The organism is Paraburkholderia sp. WS6 (genome assembly GCF_030464835.1).
In the GTDB taxonomy this organism is placed as follows: Bacteria; Pseudomonadota; Gammaproteobacteria; order Burkholderiales; family Burkholderiaceae; genus Paraburkholderia; species Paraburkholderia madseniana.
Map to the genome: position 1 here is coordinate 131,668 of NZ_JALQCK010000018.1, position 14,781 is coordinate 146,448.

General features: G+C 62.2%; 11 protein-coding genes and 1 pseudogene. 5 read left to right on the top strand and 7 right to left on the bottom strand.

Annotated features, from left to right (window positions below):
• The first annotated feature begins 6 nt into the window (after positions 1–6).
• The 4 genes from M0D64_RS22005 to M0D64_RS22020 all read left to right on the top strand — a co-directional run bounded on the left by M0D64_RS22005 (position 7) and on the right by M0D64_RS22020 (position 3,723).
• On the top strand, positions 7–1,014 hold the full coding sequence (locus M0D64_RS22005) for a branched-chain amino acid ABC transporter permease (protein WP_266259227.1): 1,008 nt from the start codon (positions 7–9) through the stop codon (positions 1,012–1,014).
• Positions 1,007–1,771: an ABC transporter ATP-binding protein gene (locus M0D64_RS22010; protein WP_266259229.1), complete on the top strand. Its 765-nt coding sequence runs from the start codon at positions 1,007–1,009 to the stop codon at positions 1,769–1,771. The genes M0D64_RS22005 and M0D64_RS22010 overlap by 8 nt, the downstream gene beginning before the upstream one ends.
• Positions 1,758–2,465 carry an ABC transporter ATP-binding protein gene (locus tag M0D64_RS22015; protein WP_266259230.1) on the top strand — a complete coding sequence of 236 codons (708 nt, stop codon included), beginning with the start codon at positions 1,758–1,760 and terminating at the stop codon, positions 2,463–2,465. Before M0D64_RS22010 ends, M0D64_RS22015 begins: the two co-directional genes overlap by 14 nt.
• Positions 2,466–2,538: 73 nt before the next feature.
• A complete protein-coding gene (locus M0D64_RS22020; protein ID WP_266259231.1) occupies positions 2,539–3,723 on the top strand; it encodes an ABC transporter substrate-binding protein in 1,185 nt (394 codons plus the stop codon).
• Positions 3,724–3,919: 196 nt separating this feature from the next.
• Here M0D64_RS22020 and M0D64_RS22025 read toward each other — a convergent pair whose 3' ends face one another.
• The 6 genes and pseudogenes from M0D64_RS22025 to M0D64_RS22050 form a co-directional block, all read right to left on the bottom strand.
• Positions 3,920–6,685 carry an autotransporter outer membrane beta-barrel domain-containing protein gene (locus M0D64_RS22025; protein WP_266259252.1) on the bottom strand — a complete coding sequence of 922 codons (2,766 nt, stop codon included), beginning with the start codon at positions 6,683–6,685 and terminating at the stop codon, positions 3,920–3,922.
• A gap of 132 nt (positions 6,686–6,817) precedes the next feature.
• Positions 6,818–6,946, bottom strand: a pseudogene (locus M0D64_RS22030) (IS6 family transposase); the annotation flags it as partial.
• 141 nt (positions 6,947–7,087) lie between these two features.
• Positions 7,088–7,279, bottom strand: a complete 192-nt coding sequence (locus M0D64_RS22035) for a hypothetical protein (RefSeq protein ID WP_266259232.1) — start codon at positions 7,277–7,279, stop codon at positions 7,088–7,090.
• Between the two features lie 153 nt (positions 7,280–7,432).
• Complete coding sequence (locus tag M0D64_RS22040; protein WP_266259233.1) at positions 7,433–8,989, bottom strand: class I adenylate-forming enzyme family protein; 1,557 nt, start codon at positions 8,987–8,989, stop codon at positions 7,433–7,435.
• Positions 8,986–10,722 (bottom strand): long-chain fatty acid--CoA ligase, encoded by a 1,737-nt coding sequence (locus M0D64_RS22045; protein ID WP_266259234.1) that lies wholly within the window; start codon positions 10,720–10,722, stop codon positions 8,986–8,988. Before M0D64_RS22045 ends, M0D64_RS22040 begins: the two co-directional genes overlap by 4 nt.
• A gap of 224 nt (positions 10,723–10,946) precedes the next feature.
• Positions 10,947–11,720: an SDR family oxidoreductase gene (locus M0D64_RS22050; RefSeq protein WP_266259235.1), complete on the bottom strand. Its 774-nt coding sequence runs from the start codon at positions 11,718–11,720 to the stop codon at positions 10,947–10,949.
• Between the two features lie 265 nt (positions 11,721–11,985).
• Here M0D64_RS22050 and M0D64_RS22055 point away from each other — a divergent pair, with 265 nt between their 5' ends.
• On the top strand, positions 11,986–13,791 hold the full coding sequence (locus M0D64_RS22055; protein ID WP_266259236.1) for an acyl-CoA dehydrogenase: 1,806 nt from the start codon (positions 11,986–11,988) through the stop codon (positions 13,789–13,791).
• 52 nt (positions 13,792–13,843) lie between these two features.
• Here M0D64_RS22055 and M0D64_RS22060 read toward each other — a convergent pair whose 3' ends face one another.
• On the bottom strand, positions 13,844–14,737 hold the full coding sequence (locus tag M0D64_RS22060; RefSeq protein WP_266259237.1) for an IclR family transcriptional regulator: 894 nt from the start codon (positions 14,735–14,737) through the stop codon (positions 13,844–13,846).
• Positions 14,738–14,781 lie beyond the last annotated feature (44 nt).

The following is a 14,781-nucleotide window of genomic DNA, read 5'->3' on the forward strand; positions in this document are numbered from 1 at the left end:
CCGGTCATGAAATTATTCGAGGGCAAGCTGGGGTGGACACTGCTGTTCGTGCTCGGTCTCGTGTTTCCGTTTCTGGCCACCAACGACTACATGCTCACCGTGATGTCCACCGCGTACGTCTTCGCGCTGGCCACCGTCGGGCTGAATCTGATCACCGGCTATACGGGGCAGTTCAATCTCGCGCACGGCAGCTTTATGGCGGTGGGCGCGTACACGGTGGGCATTCTCACGGTCGATCATCAGGTGCCGTTCTGGATCGCGTTCATTGCGTCAGGCGTTGTCGTCGCGATACTGGGGGCGCTGGTCGGCCTTGTTTCGCTGCGTCTGCGCGGCCACTACTTTTCTATTTTTACGCTGTGCGTCGGCTACATCATGTTTCTCGTCATCGAGAAATGGGACAGCCTCACGCATGGGGTCTCGGACATCGTCGGCATCCCTGCGCCTTCGGGCTTCGGCATCGTCTCTTTTGAAAATCCGCGGCCGCTCTATTACCTGGTGTTCGCCTTTCTGGTGCTCGGCGTGTGGCTGATGCATCGCATCGTCGACTCGCTGCTTGGCCGGACCTTCATGGCGATCCGCAATAGCGACGGTCTCGCACAGTCGCTCGGTATCAACCTGATGCGCAACAAGGTGCTGGCCTTCGTGCTGTCGGTCGTCTATGCCGGGCTCGCGGGCGGCCTCTATGCGGGCTCCGTGCGTTTTCTCGGACCAGATCTGGCCGGCGTCGAGCATACTTTCGACATGACCATGTATATGCTGGTGGGTGGCATCGGCACCCTCGCCGGCCCGCTGCTCGGCGCGCTCGCCATACCGTGGCTCACGCAGTATCTGCAGTTCTTGCAGGCGTACCGTTTCGTCGTGTTCGGCCCGATCCTGATTCTGCTGGTGATCTTTCTGCCGAACGGTATCGTCGGTTTGTATCGGGCAAGAACCCGGCGCGCGAAACTGGCAACGGCGAAAAGCGGCGGCGTCGCGCTCCAATCGCAGCCCACGCGCGGAGACCGCCATGCTTGAAATCGACTCGCTCAGCAAACGCTTCGGCGGTCTCGTCGCGGTCGACGACGTCAGCACGCATATCGAAGCCGGCAAGATCAATGCAATCATCGGACCGAACGGTGCGGGCAAGACCACCTTCTTCAATCTGATCAGCGGCACCCATCTGCCGAGCTCGGGACGCATCCGCTTCAAAGGCCAGGACGTGACAAAGCTGGCTGCCGATCAGATGGCGCGTCTCGGCATCGCCCGCACGTTTCAATCCACCGCGCTGTTCGACCGGGCGAGCGTGCTCGACAACCTGATCGTCGGCCACCGGCTGCGCACGCGCTCGGGGCTGTGGGACGTGTTGACGCATTCTGCGCGGCTCAAACAGGAAGAACGCATCTGCCGCGAGAAGGCGCGCGAGGCCCTGGATTTCGTCGGGCTGTCGGCAATTGCGGAACGGATGGCCGGCGACATCTCGCAGGAAGAGCGCAAGCGTGCAGCCGTGGCGCTCGCACTCGCCACCGAACCGAGCCTGATGCTGCTCGACGAACCCGCCGGCGGCGTCAATCCCGAAGAGACCGAAGGCCTCGCCGAACTGATCCGCAAGCTGGTGAAACACGGCGTGACGGTGTGCCTGGTGGAACACAAGATGAACATGATCATGAAGCTCGCCGATCGCATCATGGTGCTGAACTACGGCAAGAAAATCGCCGAGGGCACGCCTGCCGAGATTCGCGCCAACCCGGCCGTGATCGATGCCTATCTTGGGAGCGAACATGCTGAAGTTTGAGAACGTCGCGCTCGATTACGGCAGTTTCCGAGCGCTGGACGGCATTACGCTGCACGCGGACGACGGCGAACTGGTCGTGCTGCTCGGCGCCAACGGCGCGGGCAAGAGTTCGATCTTTCTCGCAACGAGCGGCCTGCGCCGCGCTGCGAGCGGCAGCCTGCGCCTCGGAACGCGCGAGCTGCTCGGCATGACGTCCGCGCAGATCGTGCGCAACGGCGTGATTCACTGCCCCGAGGGCCGCAAGCTGTTCCCGGGCATGTCGGTGTTGAAGAACCTCACGCTCGGTGCCTATGTGCATCGTGGAGACAGGGCCGGCAATCAGCGCAATCTCGATCAGGTGTTCGCACTCTTTCCGCTTCTCGCCGAACGCAAGGATCATGCGGCCGGTTCGTTGTCCGGCGGGCAGCAGCAGATGGTGGCGATCGGCCGCGCAATGATGGCCCGCCCCAAGGTGTTACTGCTTGACGAACCGTCGCTCGGTCTCGCGCCGCTGGTGGTCAAGCAGGTGTTCGAGGTGATCCAGCAGATCAATCGCGCGGGCACCACGGTGCTGCTCGCCGAACAGAACGCGTTTGCGGCGTTGAAGATCGCGCACCGTGCCTACGTGATCGAGAACGGCCGCATCGTGCTCGAAGGCGATCACGCGAGTCTGATGAACAACGAGGCGATCCGGCGCGCTTACGTCGGCGGCTGAACGGATTTGATGCACAGCCTGACGCCTGACGCTTAAGCGCCGGGCCATTCGAACAATCCCAAAGGAGACACGTATGACGATCAAACGCTTGTGCGGACGCGCTGGAGTAGTTGCGGCGGTCGCCACGACGGCGCTGCTGGGCACGGGCGCCGCGATGGCGCAACAGGTGGTGCATATCGGCTACTCCGGTCCGTTGAGCGGAGGCGCGGCGAAGTACGGCCAGGAAGTGCTCGAAGGCATGCAGATGGCGGCCGCCGACGTCAATCAGGCCGGCATCGAAGTGGCCGGCAAGAAGATCAAGCTCGAAATCGTGCCGCTCGACGATAAGTACAACCCCGCCGAAACCGCGATCAACGCGCGTCGTCTTGCGCAGGAACAGCAGGCGGCTGTGGTGCTCGTGCCGCATTCGGGCGGTGGCTTCGCCGTGCAGACCAGCAACGAACAACAGAAACTGCTGCTGCTCTCGTACACCAGCGTGCCGCAGATCAGCGAGCGCGGCAACAAGCTCACGGTGCGCATTCCTCCCGCGTTCACCTCGTATCTGAACTCGTTCATCAAGTACGAAATGGCGACGTACGGCAAGAAGGTTGCACTCGCCGCCACCGATACCGACTACGGCAAGGTCTGGGTCGCCGCATTCAAGCCCGCGTGGGAAGCAGCCGGCGGCACGATCGTCGCGGACAATTCGATGTCGTATAACCGCGCCACCGATTTCTACAGCGGCGTGAGCCGTGTGCTGGCTGCCAAACCGGATGTGATGTTTATCGGCGGCCCATCCGAGCCGACCGGCCTGATTGCGCAGCAGGCGCGCGAACTGGGCTTCAAGGGCGGCTTTATCGTGATGGACCAGGCCAAGCTCGACGAAGTGGCCAAGGTGACCGGCGGCTATGCACCGCTGAACGGCGCGATCGGAGTATTGCCGCTGGCCAACGACGACACGCCGAACGCCAAAATGTTTGTGGAGCGCTTCCGCAAGAGTCACGGTGGCCGTGATCCGAGCCAGGAAGTATCGCTGAACTACACCGCGGTCTACGCAACGGCACTCGCGATGAAGCTGGCCGGCAGCGTCAGCGACGCGACCGCGATCCGCAATCAGTTCGATAAAGCCGTGAAGGCGCTGCCGCCACAGGCTAATCCGCAAAGTGTGACGGGCGTCGACGATCACGGTGGCTTCGTGATCGGCAAACCGCTTGCGGCGGTGGTTCAGGGCGGACAGTTGAAGTCAGCGGACTTGAGTTCGCTGGCAGCGGCGAAGTGATGACGTGATGCGGGAGGCTTCCGGCGCTAGTTCGAGGACAAACTTCAGCACGCGCATGAGGCGCTCGAACACTACCGCGCCGCCCGCAGGGAGCCGCGCGAACAGCAAGCGCGCCGGTCATCCCGGTGCGCTGCTTCCCATCCATAACGCCCGTCGCCCAAAGCCCACTTACACGGGACCGAATGTCATCGACCTGCTAATACTCATACCGCAGCCCCAACCCACCGTTCACGCCTTTTCCGATCCCGCCCAGTTGCGCCCCGACCTTCAACCACGTGCGCCAGCGCGCATTGAACTGGCCGTTCAGACCGATGTTGACCTCGGCGAGGTTCCTCGCCCCGTCCGCCGACACCATGCGCCCGTTCATCGCCAGCTCCGATTGCCCGTATTCGTAGCGCCAGATCGTTTCGATGAAAGGCTGAAGTCTCGTTGTTGCAGACGTCTCGATCGTGCCATTGACACGCACACCGAGCCGCGTCGTCATCCCGTTCGGGCGGACGAAATCAATTGTCGTTCCGGTCGCGGATTCGAATACCGTATGGTCGAAGTAGCCGTTCCAGATGACCTGCGCGAGCGGCGTCACCACGATGCCGTAACGACCGACGGGTCCGAACGCATAGCCGCCTTCAAGCGATGCGCTGGCGATCTGCGAGTGATAGGACTGTGCAGGCAGTCCTTCGCCGCTCACGCTGCTGTTCTGCCAGCCATACATCAACCAGCTATCGACGTACGTCCTCAGGCGCTGAACGTCGTCCTGAAACCAGGTGCCGTAGATCCCCGCCGCGTAACTGTCCACACTGCCGGACGCGCGGTTCGGATTGTCGGCGGCCGTCGCGCTGGTATCGACGTGCCCATACACGGCCATCACGCCTACATGTAATCGGTCGCCACTCCCTGTCAGCGGCCATGCCCCGACGTCGGTGCCCATGTGCAGCAGCCATCGCGTGTTGTGCATGTCGCCCCGGCCGTCCGCGAAGCTCGCGTGCCCGCCCGCACCCTCGACTCTCGCCCACGCGCTCGAACCGAAGGCGGACTGGGGTTGGGTCGACTGATAGTCGCCGCTCGTAGCGCCGAGACGATCGCGCAGCTCGTGATTGAACAAGGTCGCCGAAGCATAGACATTCGCTAGATAGGCGCCGATCTCCGGCCGGTAGCGAGGCACGGGCGTCGGAGTCGGTGTCGGTGTCGGTGTCGGTGTCGGCGTCGGTTGCACCGAGGAGCCTAAATACCACTGCCCGCTGGCGGGATCCTGGCTGATTTCATACTCATAGAGACCGGCAACCACACGACCTGCGAGCGTAAAAGCGGTCGAGGTCGACGTTGCGCCGTTCGCCAGCGCCACCACACGGATGCCGGTCTGCGTGAGCGCACCCAGGCCCCCGGCATTCGTAATGCCGATGGCCGTGCTGCCAGTGACGGCAGCTCCGCCGTTCGCGCCGTCGATAACGAGCTGGTCCGTCGGTGACCCGTCTCCCCCGAGCTGCGTGTTCAGACGCAACGCGCCCTGCCCACCGTAGTTACCGAGGACGTGAAGCTGATTCCCCGGCACGGCGCCGCGAAGATCGATGGTGCCATTGTTCTGGATCTGGCCGATGAGCGTGAGCGTACCAAGGCCTTGCCCCTGCAACTGCGGTGCGGCATCCGCTGCCGTGAGCATGCCGCGATTGAGCACGTTTGCATTCACGATCCCATATCCTCCCAGCGTTCCGTCGACCGTCACGCCTCCAACGCTCGAGAGTGTCGCGGCACGGTGCGCGGCGTCGCCGACGAGAAGCGTGGCGCCCTGGTCCACCTCGGTGCCGCCCGGGTCTGTGAGGATGCCTGTCAATCGAAGTACGCCCTGCCGGACCGACAGCGCGCCCGCCGCTCCGGTGAGGTTGACTTGCCCCGACAGCGTCCAGTCGACGCCCTGCATCGTGAGCGAGTCGAATCCTTTGATGGCGACGCCCGTGCTGCCGCTATCCGTCAACACAACGGCGTTGTTCGCACCGTTGCTGACGAGGTCGCCTCCGAGCACCGACCCTGGGCCGTCCACCACGAGCGAGATCGCTGGGAACTCAGCATGCGTGCCGAGAATCATTGTGTTGTTGTCGCCGTCGAACTGCACGGCTGTGGCCGCCCCCGTTATCGTGCCGAGGTTGTACACGCGGTTGCCGTCGCCGGTCAGGTCGATGGCGGGACCGCGGCTCGCTCCCGCCTGGAAGGTGCCGGCGTTGATCAACGCGTTGTCGTCGGCCTTTGACCGCATGACCGCACCGCTCATGTTGCGGATCGTGCCGTAGTTGAGCAACTGGCTTTGCGCTGCGCCTTCGAAGTCCACGGCCGGTGCGTTGCTGCCGCCGCCCTGGATCACACCCGACGCCGCATTGATGACCGAATAGAGTCCGCTGCCGAAGAACCACAGTGCATAGTTGCTGGCCGAAATGAGTCCGGCATTTGTCACGGTCACGTTATACGCGCCGTTCGAGACGACGCCATACTTGCCGCTGATCGTGCCCGTCGACGAGTTGTCGACCAGCGCGCCTCGCCCCGTATAGACTCCTGAACTCACGGTGCCGACGATCTGTCCGTCGTTGTAGACCGCCATGGACGCACGGTCGGTATGCACGCCGCCGGGACCTGAAATGGTGCCCCCGGCGTAGTTATAGACGGTTCCGCCATTGGTGAACTGTACGCCTGAAGGTCCGTTCTGCTGGGTCGCGAGCGACTTGATCAGGCCATAGTTGTCCACCCGGTCGGCCCTGGCGCTGGCGCTGCCGAGCTTGAGCGCCGCTGCCGCAGTCGTGGCCGATCCGCCCTGCAAGGTGCCGAGGTTGGTGAACTGCCAGTTCTGCGCGCTGCCGCCGGTTACTGCGGCGCCCGTGTTGACGATCGACCCGCCTTGGGGCAGCACGAAGACGGACTCACCGGGATAGTTGGTATCGAGCGCGATGGTCTGACCGTTCGAACTGGGTAGCGTCACATCCGCATGCGCCGGCACGCAAACAGGCAACGTCAGGAGGCAAATGCGATACCACGCAGGCACTGCGACGCCGGGGGGGCGAACGGCGTCCGGTCGACCTGAACTGACGATCTCGAAAGCACGCATGGGGCACCGTATTATCGTTTTGTGATCGACCTCGAACCCGCGTTCGGCCATTTTCTCTTCGAGGTTGCGCAGGCTCAGCGAATACGCCACGTACGATCGCACACACGGCAGCATCATGTCCACTGGACAGTGCATCCGTTTCAGCCCCTTCGCGATCCAACCCGGACTACCCCTTCAACGCTTCGATAATCTGAACACGCACATCAGGCCGCTCGGCAAACGGATCGGTCGGACTACGCGGCGTCACGATATCCTCAGCGCGCGTTTTCACGGCGCCTAAAGCGTGTGCGGATGCGAGAAAACCGAGCACACCACCGAAGGCGTCGAGCGTGGCGCGGGCCAGTGCGTCGATTTCCTCGCCCTTCGCGACATCGACTCGGCGCGCCTGGCCTGCGCGCCGGCCGCGCTCACCTCGGCGAAGGTTTCGTCGAGTGCGTCCTGTTGTACGTCGGCGAGTACCAGCCGCATGCCCAGCTTGGTGCCAAGCCGTGCGAACTCACGGCCGAATCCCTAGCCCGCGCCGGTGATCACTGCAACCTTGCCTTCAAAATTGTCCATGCCTTGTCCCATTGCCAGTTGGTGTATTCAGCCAGGTGTATTCAGGCGTCTCGATCCGCGGTGCTAACGCGCGGCGGGATAGTACTGCTCGCGCAATTCCCGTTTCAGCACCTTGCCGATCGGACTGCGCGGCAACGCGTCGACAAAAGTCAGCGCGGAGAGCCGCTGCATCTTGCCGAGCCGCGCGTTGACCCAGCTCAGCAGCGTGTCGGCGTCGATCGGTGCAGCCGGGCGACGCACCACGAACGCAACCGGCGTCTCGCCCCACTGCTCCGACTGCGCGCCCACTACGGCCACATCCGCGACGTCCGGGTGCGAGCACAGTTCAGCCTCGAGATCACTCGGATAAACGTTGAAGCCGCCCGAAATGATCATGTCCTTCTTGCGATCGAGGAGAGTCAAAAACCCGTCTGCATCGAAACGGCCCATGTCGCCCGTGCGGATGAAACGCTTGCCGCTCAGGTCGTACCACTCCGCCTCGGCAGTCTTGTCCGGTTGACGGTAGTAGCCGGTCATCATCGCGGGCGAATGGCCGACGATTTCGCCGACCTCGCCCGCTGCGACCTCGTTGCCGAGTTCGTCGATCAGACGGATGTCGTGACCTTCAACCGGTTTGCCGACCGTATGCAGCTTGGTGGGATATTCGTCGGCCTCCAACTGACACGAGCCGCCGCCTTCGGTCATGCCGTAGTACTCGGTGAGCTTGCCCGGCCAGCGGCGCACCACATCCGCCTTCACGCTCGCCGCGAACGGCGCGCTGGTGCAGAACTTGGCCCGGAAGCTGGAGAGGTCGTAAAGATCGAAGTCCGGATGCGCCATCAAGCGTTGATACTGGACCGGCACCAGCATGGTGTGCGTGACGCGGTACTGTTGCGCCAGCTCGAGATAGCGTGTGGCGTCGAATTTCGGCATCAACACGACTGTGCCGCCGAATGTCAGCGTCGGCATGAAACTCACGAGCGTCGTGTTCGAATACAACGGTGTGGAGATCAGCGTCGTGGCGTCTGGGCCATAGCCGCGTTGGATGCTGCGCACCGCATAAGCCCAGCGCATGCCGTGCGATTGCACGATGCCTTTCGGCGTACCCGTGGTGCCTGACGAATAGATGATGTTGAACGGCCACGCCGGATCGATCGTCACGGCTTCAGGCGTTGCGCCCTTGGGCGCGAGCCACGCTTCAAGCGCCATGCTGCCTGCGTGCGCATCCAGCGCGACGGGGATTGCGCTGATCTCTGCGGCCACCGGTTCGAGGAGACGCTTGACGTCGGCATCGAGGAACAGCAATCGCGCACCCGAGTTGCCGATCATGCTGACAAGACTCGCCGCGCTCGACGAGGGCGCGAGCGGCGCAACCGCCGCCCCTGCCCGCAGCCCGCCGAGAAACACCACGGTGTATTCCACCGAGGCAGCCGCACATAACGCAATCGCGTCGCAAGGCTTGATGCCGTCGCGCTGCAACCCGGCAGCAAAGCGATCGACTCGTGCGTCAAGCGCGGCATAAGTCACGACCTCGCCGTCGCAGATCAATGCCGCGTGTTCACCGCGTTCTTTAGCGAAGCGGCGGAGCATGTCGGTGATGCAGACGAACGGTTCGTCCTGTAACGCTTCGAGCCATGTCATGACGAGGCGCCTCCTGTGCTGCCAGTGCTGCCGTTGCTGCCGTTGTTCTCACTGGCCGCGGCCGTGCGTGCCGCATCCGCTTCCTGCAACTTGCGCCACAGAATCTTGCCGCTGCCCGACTTGGGCAGCGACGTCACGAACTCGACAATGCGCGGTGCCTTGTAAGACGCCATCTGTTCATGCGCCCAGTCGATGATCTCCTGCTCGGTGATCGTGCCGGCATGCGCCGCTGCGGGCACCACCAGCGCCTTGACCGTTTCGCCGCGCTTCGCGTCCTTCACGCCGATCACGCACACCTCGTGGATCGCGGGGTGCCGGTACATGAGCGCCTCGACTTCCGCGGGCCACACCTTATAGCCCGATGCATTGATCATGCGCTTGAGGCGATCGGTCATGAAGAAATACCCGTCCTCGTCGATATGACCGAGGTCGCCGGTACGCAGAAAACGCTTGCCGTCGAGTTCGATAAACGCTTCTTCAGTCGCTTTGGGATTGCGCCAGTAGCCTTGCATCACCTGCGGCGCGTTCACGATGATCTCGCCGGTTTCGCCTTGCGGTAGTTCCTGCAACGTGACCGGATCGATCACGCGCGAGTCCACATCGAATACGGGAATGCCCAGGCACTGCGGCTTCGGCCGATGCGGGGGATTGATGTGCGTGCCGGCGATCGTCTCCGACATGCCGTAGCCTTCGACGTAATCGAGCCCCGTCAACGACTTCAGCTTTCTGGCAATCGCGTCCGGCATCGCTGCGCCGCCGCCGCGTGCGCCCGTCAGGCTCGACAGATCGTATTCGCCGAGCTTCGGGTTCGACAGAAAATCGACCATCATCGCCGTGATCGACTGCCACGCGGTTACGCGATATTTCTGCATGCATAGCGCCGCCGCTTCCCGATCCCAGCGCGGCAACACGATAATCGTGGCGCCGGAGAAGACCGCGCTGTTCATGCCGCCTTGCATGCCGGTCACGTGAAAGAACGGCAATATCGATAGATACACACCGTCCGGCGGTGCCGAGAACCAGACGCAGCCGCCGAGCAGCGTGCTCATCACGCTGCGGTGGGTATGCATGCAGCCCTTCGGCTTGCCGGTGGTGCCGGACGTGTACGGCATCACGCACAGATCGTCTGGACCGGTGGTGAGCGGACCCGGCGCGACATGCCGTTCGAGCACCTCGCGCCAGGGTATGACGCCGGGGATATTGAAGGTCTTGCGCGGCGCCGCCACGAATTCCGGCACGGGAATCGGCGATGGCCGCTTCAGATAATCGCCATACGTCGCGACGATTACGTGCTCGATGCCCTTCCCCGGCCCCTTGCCGATCAGCGGCTCGACGTTCGCGAACAGGCATTGCGGCGCGATGATCGTGGTCGCCTCGCTGTCCTCGACGTAATGCGCCAGTTCGCCGCTCATGTTCATCGGATTGACCGGCACCACGACGGCGTTCGCACGCAGGATCCCGTAGTAAGCGATGATCCATTGCGGGCTGTTCTGCATGTAAAGCAGCACGCGGTCGCCCGCTTTGACATGACATTCCTGCTGGAGAAATCCCGCGATACGCTCGGTTTCGTCCTTGAACTCGCCGAACGTAACCGGCGTGTCGTAGAAGACGATGAACGGCTTGTTGGGAAAACGCGCCGCCGACACCTCGGCGTTATAGAAAATGTTGGTCTCGGGCAGCGTCAGATGCTTTGGCACTTGCGGCGGCCAATTCGGGTGATGGCGTTCGTTCATCGGCGTCTCCTGCCTTACTGTCTGTGCGCGTTTCACACGGATGGTGCGCGCTTCGTTCACATCCGCCGCGTGACGGACGCGGCTGGCTAATGAATCAGGGAAATCAGTTGAATCAGCGGCTTCAAGAACGACCGAGGTGGCGCCCAAGCTCCATCTTCGCAATAGCGTTACGGTGCACTTCGTCAGGGTCGTCCGCAAAACGCAGCGTATGCGAGACCTCTCAATCAGACGATGATCGAGCCGCCATCCACGGCAAAATACTGACCCGTGATATGACGCGACGCCTCACTCGCGAGGAACACGATCGGACCTTTGAGATCCTCGTCCCCGCCGAGACGCTGCAACGGCGTGCGCGAGACGATGGTGTCTTCGAGTTTGTCGAGCAAGCCCGCTGACATCTTCGACGGGAAAAATCCCGGGCAAATCGCGTTGACGTTGATGTTGTACTTGCCCCATTCCGCGGCGAGCGCACGCGTGAAGTTAATCGCCGCGGCCTTGGAGGTGTTGTACGCAATCGTGTTCATGCCGGGTGGCGAACCCTTCAGCCCCGCCACCGACGCGATGTTGATGATCTTGCCCGCGCGACGCGGAATCATGCTGCGCTTGCCGACTTCACGAGCGACAAAAAACGGCGCATGGACATTCAGATTCATCACCTTGTGCCACGCTTCGTCGGGATAGTCCTCGGCAGGTGCGCCCCATGTCGCGCCCGCGTTGTTCACGAGAATGTCGATGCTGCCATGCAGGCCGAGCACTTCGTCCACGAGACCGGGGATACCCTCGAAGCGCTGCAGATCGTTGACGATGGTCTGCACTTCGATACCCCGGCTTTGCAGATGCGTTTTTGCTTCGGCGAGTTCATCGGCCTTACGCGCGGTGATCGCCACGCGACAGCCCATTTCTCCAAGTGCTTCAGCCATTTGCAGGCCCAGCCCGCGCGAGCCTCCGGTGATCAGTGCAACCTTGCCGTCCAGTTGAAACAGGTCTTTCACAGACATTACGACGCTCCTCCAAGTTGTTCTGCAATGCAGACTTTCATTCCAGATTTTCCAACCATCATACGTGCCGAAATTCAGCCTGTAAATAAAAGCACGCTCATTCACTTTTGATTTAAACTGACATGCATCGACGATGGGCGGGTCATCGGGACTTACCCGAATACCGCACTTTTCAATCGAGCCGCGTCTATGCGATTTCGTGGGTTTCCGCGCTTGTCGCGTAGTTGTTCTGCATAGCGGCTTACCTTTGGACGGGTCTTCTCCCATGCAAGATGCGCTGATCATCAACTCGCGTGATCTGGAATTCCAGTTGTTCGAGGTGCTCGAGGCCGAGACGCTCACGCAGCGCGCGCGCCACGCCGACCACACTCGTGAGACTTTTAACGCGGCGCTCGAAACCGCTCATGCGGTCGCCGCCGAAAAGTTCGCGCCGCACAACCGTCTTTCGGACGAGCACGAACCGCAATTCGACGGTCAACGCGTCACGATGCCCGCCGCGGTCAAAGACGCACTCGACGCGTTCCGCTCCGCCGGTTTCCTTGCGGCAAGCAAAGACTACGAATGGGGCGGCATGCAGTTGCCCTCGGTGATTGCCTTTGCGTGCCTGTCGCTCTTCAAGAGCGCCAACATCGCCACCTCGTCTTACGCGATGCTGACCACGGCGAATGCGAACGTGATCGAGCGCTTCGGCAGCGCCGCGCAGAAACGCAAGTATCTGCAGGCCTTATTCGAAGGCCGCGCGTTCGGGACAATGGCGCTGACCGAGCCGCAAGCGGGCTCGAGCCTCTCGGACCTCGTCACCAGTGCAACGCCTAACGAAGACGGCACCTATTCGATCCGCGGCAACAAGATTTTCATTTCGGGCGGCGATCACGAGTTGAGCGAGAACATCGTTCACCTGGTGCTGGCGCGCATTCCCGGCGGGCCGCCGGGCGTCAAAGGCATCTCGCTCTTCACGGTGCCGAAATTCCATGTGAATGACGACGGCAGCCGCGGTGCTCGCAACGACGTCGCGCTCGCGGGTTTGATTCACAAGATGGGCTGGCGTGGCACCACGTCGACGATGCTGTCGTTCGGCGAGCGCGGCGAATGCATCGGCGAGCTGGTGGGCGAACCGCATCACGGCCTCGCGTACATGTTCCACATGATGAATGAGGCACGCATCGGTGTCGGCCTCGGCGCGGTCATGCTCGGCTATCGCGGCTATCTGGCATCGCTCGATTACGCGCGCGAACGGCCGCAAGGGCGTCGCCCGGATAACAAGAATCCGCTCGATCCGCAATTGCCGTTGATCGAACACGCCGACGTGCGCCGCATGCTGCTCGCACAAAAAGCTTATGTGGAAGGCGCGTACGCGCTGTGCCTGTACGCCGCGCGCCTCGTCGACGAACAGAACACCGGCGAGAGCGACACCGCACGCGCCGAAGCGGGCCTGCTGCTCGATCTGCTGACGCCGGTGGTGAAGTCGTGGCCCTCGCAGTGGTGCCTCGAAGCGAATAGCCTGGCGATCCAGATTCACGGCGGCTATGGCTATACGCGTGAATATCCGGTCGAGCAGTTCTACCGCGACAATCGCCTGAACTTGATTCACGAAGGCACGCACGGTATCCAGGCGATCGATCTACTCGGCCGCAAAGTCGTGATGAAACAGGGTGCGGCGCTTAAGCTGTTGGGGCGTGAAATACAACGCAGCGTCGACTCCGCTCGCGTTCATCCGGCACTGCAAGCGTATGCCGATTCACTCAGCCAGGCATGGAGCGAATTGGCCAGCACGGTCGAAGCGTTATTGCCCACGCTCGCCAGCGAAAGCGAACGCGCGCTCGCCAACGCGAATGCTTTTCTCGAAGCGTTCGGTCACATCGTGATTGCGTGGACGTGGTTGCGGCAGGCTATCGTTGCGAGCGCCGCGCTACCTGAAGCGAAGAGCCAGGCCGACGGTGACTTCTATCGCGGCAAGCTGCACGCTTGCCAGTGGTTCTTCCATTGGGAATTGCCGCGCGTCTCGCTGATGCTCGCCACGTTGCGCAGTCTCGACGATACGACGCTCAGCATGGCGCCTCAGTGGTTCTAAGCGCTGCCGCTCAATGCGGCTTTCGATGCCGCTTGATACCGCCAGACACTGCTCAATGCGACAGCGCGACTTCCAACTGCGTCACGACGTCGATCAGACGTGGCCGCACTTCTTCGAGCAGGAATTCCTTCGAGAGCTTGAACGAAGGTCCGCCAACATTGATCGCCATGATCGGCAGCTCACCACCCGGCTGGAACGCACGCGCGATGCCGTTCACCTCTTTCTGCCAGTCCCCGAACGAAGTCGTCACGCCGAGCGTGCGGTAATCTTCGAGCGCATTCTCGATGCCGCGGCGGGTTTTCGGCCACTGGACGTGATCGAGCTCACGCACCTGCTCCATGAAGCTGAGACGATCGTGTTCAGGGATCGCCGCGAGCCACGCCCGGCCAATCGCGGACGTGGCGACCGGAATACGCGAACCGACTTCCAGCGTCAGCGTGAGCGCAACCGAGGCCCGGCAATTTTCCACATAGATCATCGAGAGCCGGTCGCGCGTACCCAACGACACGGTTGCGCCGATGACATCAGCCAATTCCTGCATCACCGGCCGGGCGATCTTGCGGACATCGAGCCGGGCCAGCATCGCGCTGCCCAGCGCGAGCGAAGCCGTGCCAAGCCGGTATTTGCCGCTCTCTTTCAAATGAATCAGATAGCCGAGCAGCGTCAGCGTGTGGGTCAGACGCGATACCGTCGATTTCGGCAGCTTGCAGCGCAATGCGAGTTCCTGATTGCTCAGCGATTTGTCGCCTGAGCGAAAACACGCCAGCACCTCGAGCCCGCGCGCGAGTGCCGTGACGAAATGCCGGTCGTCCTTGTGCGCCTCGTGCGCCGTCCGGCTCGCGAGAACCGAATTTGCGCTGACGGATGCAGCGGGTGTCTGCTCACCGTCTCCCGCGCTCGGGTCCTCGACCGGGTTATCGATCGGGCTTTGATTGGTTTTTCTCAAAATGAAACGCGCTCCCGCGAAACGGCACCATCCGAAGGACAAAC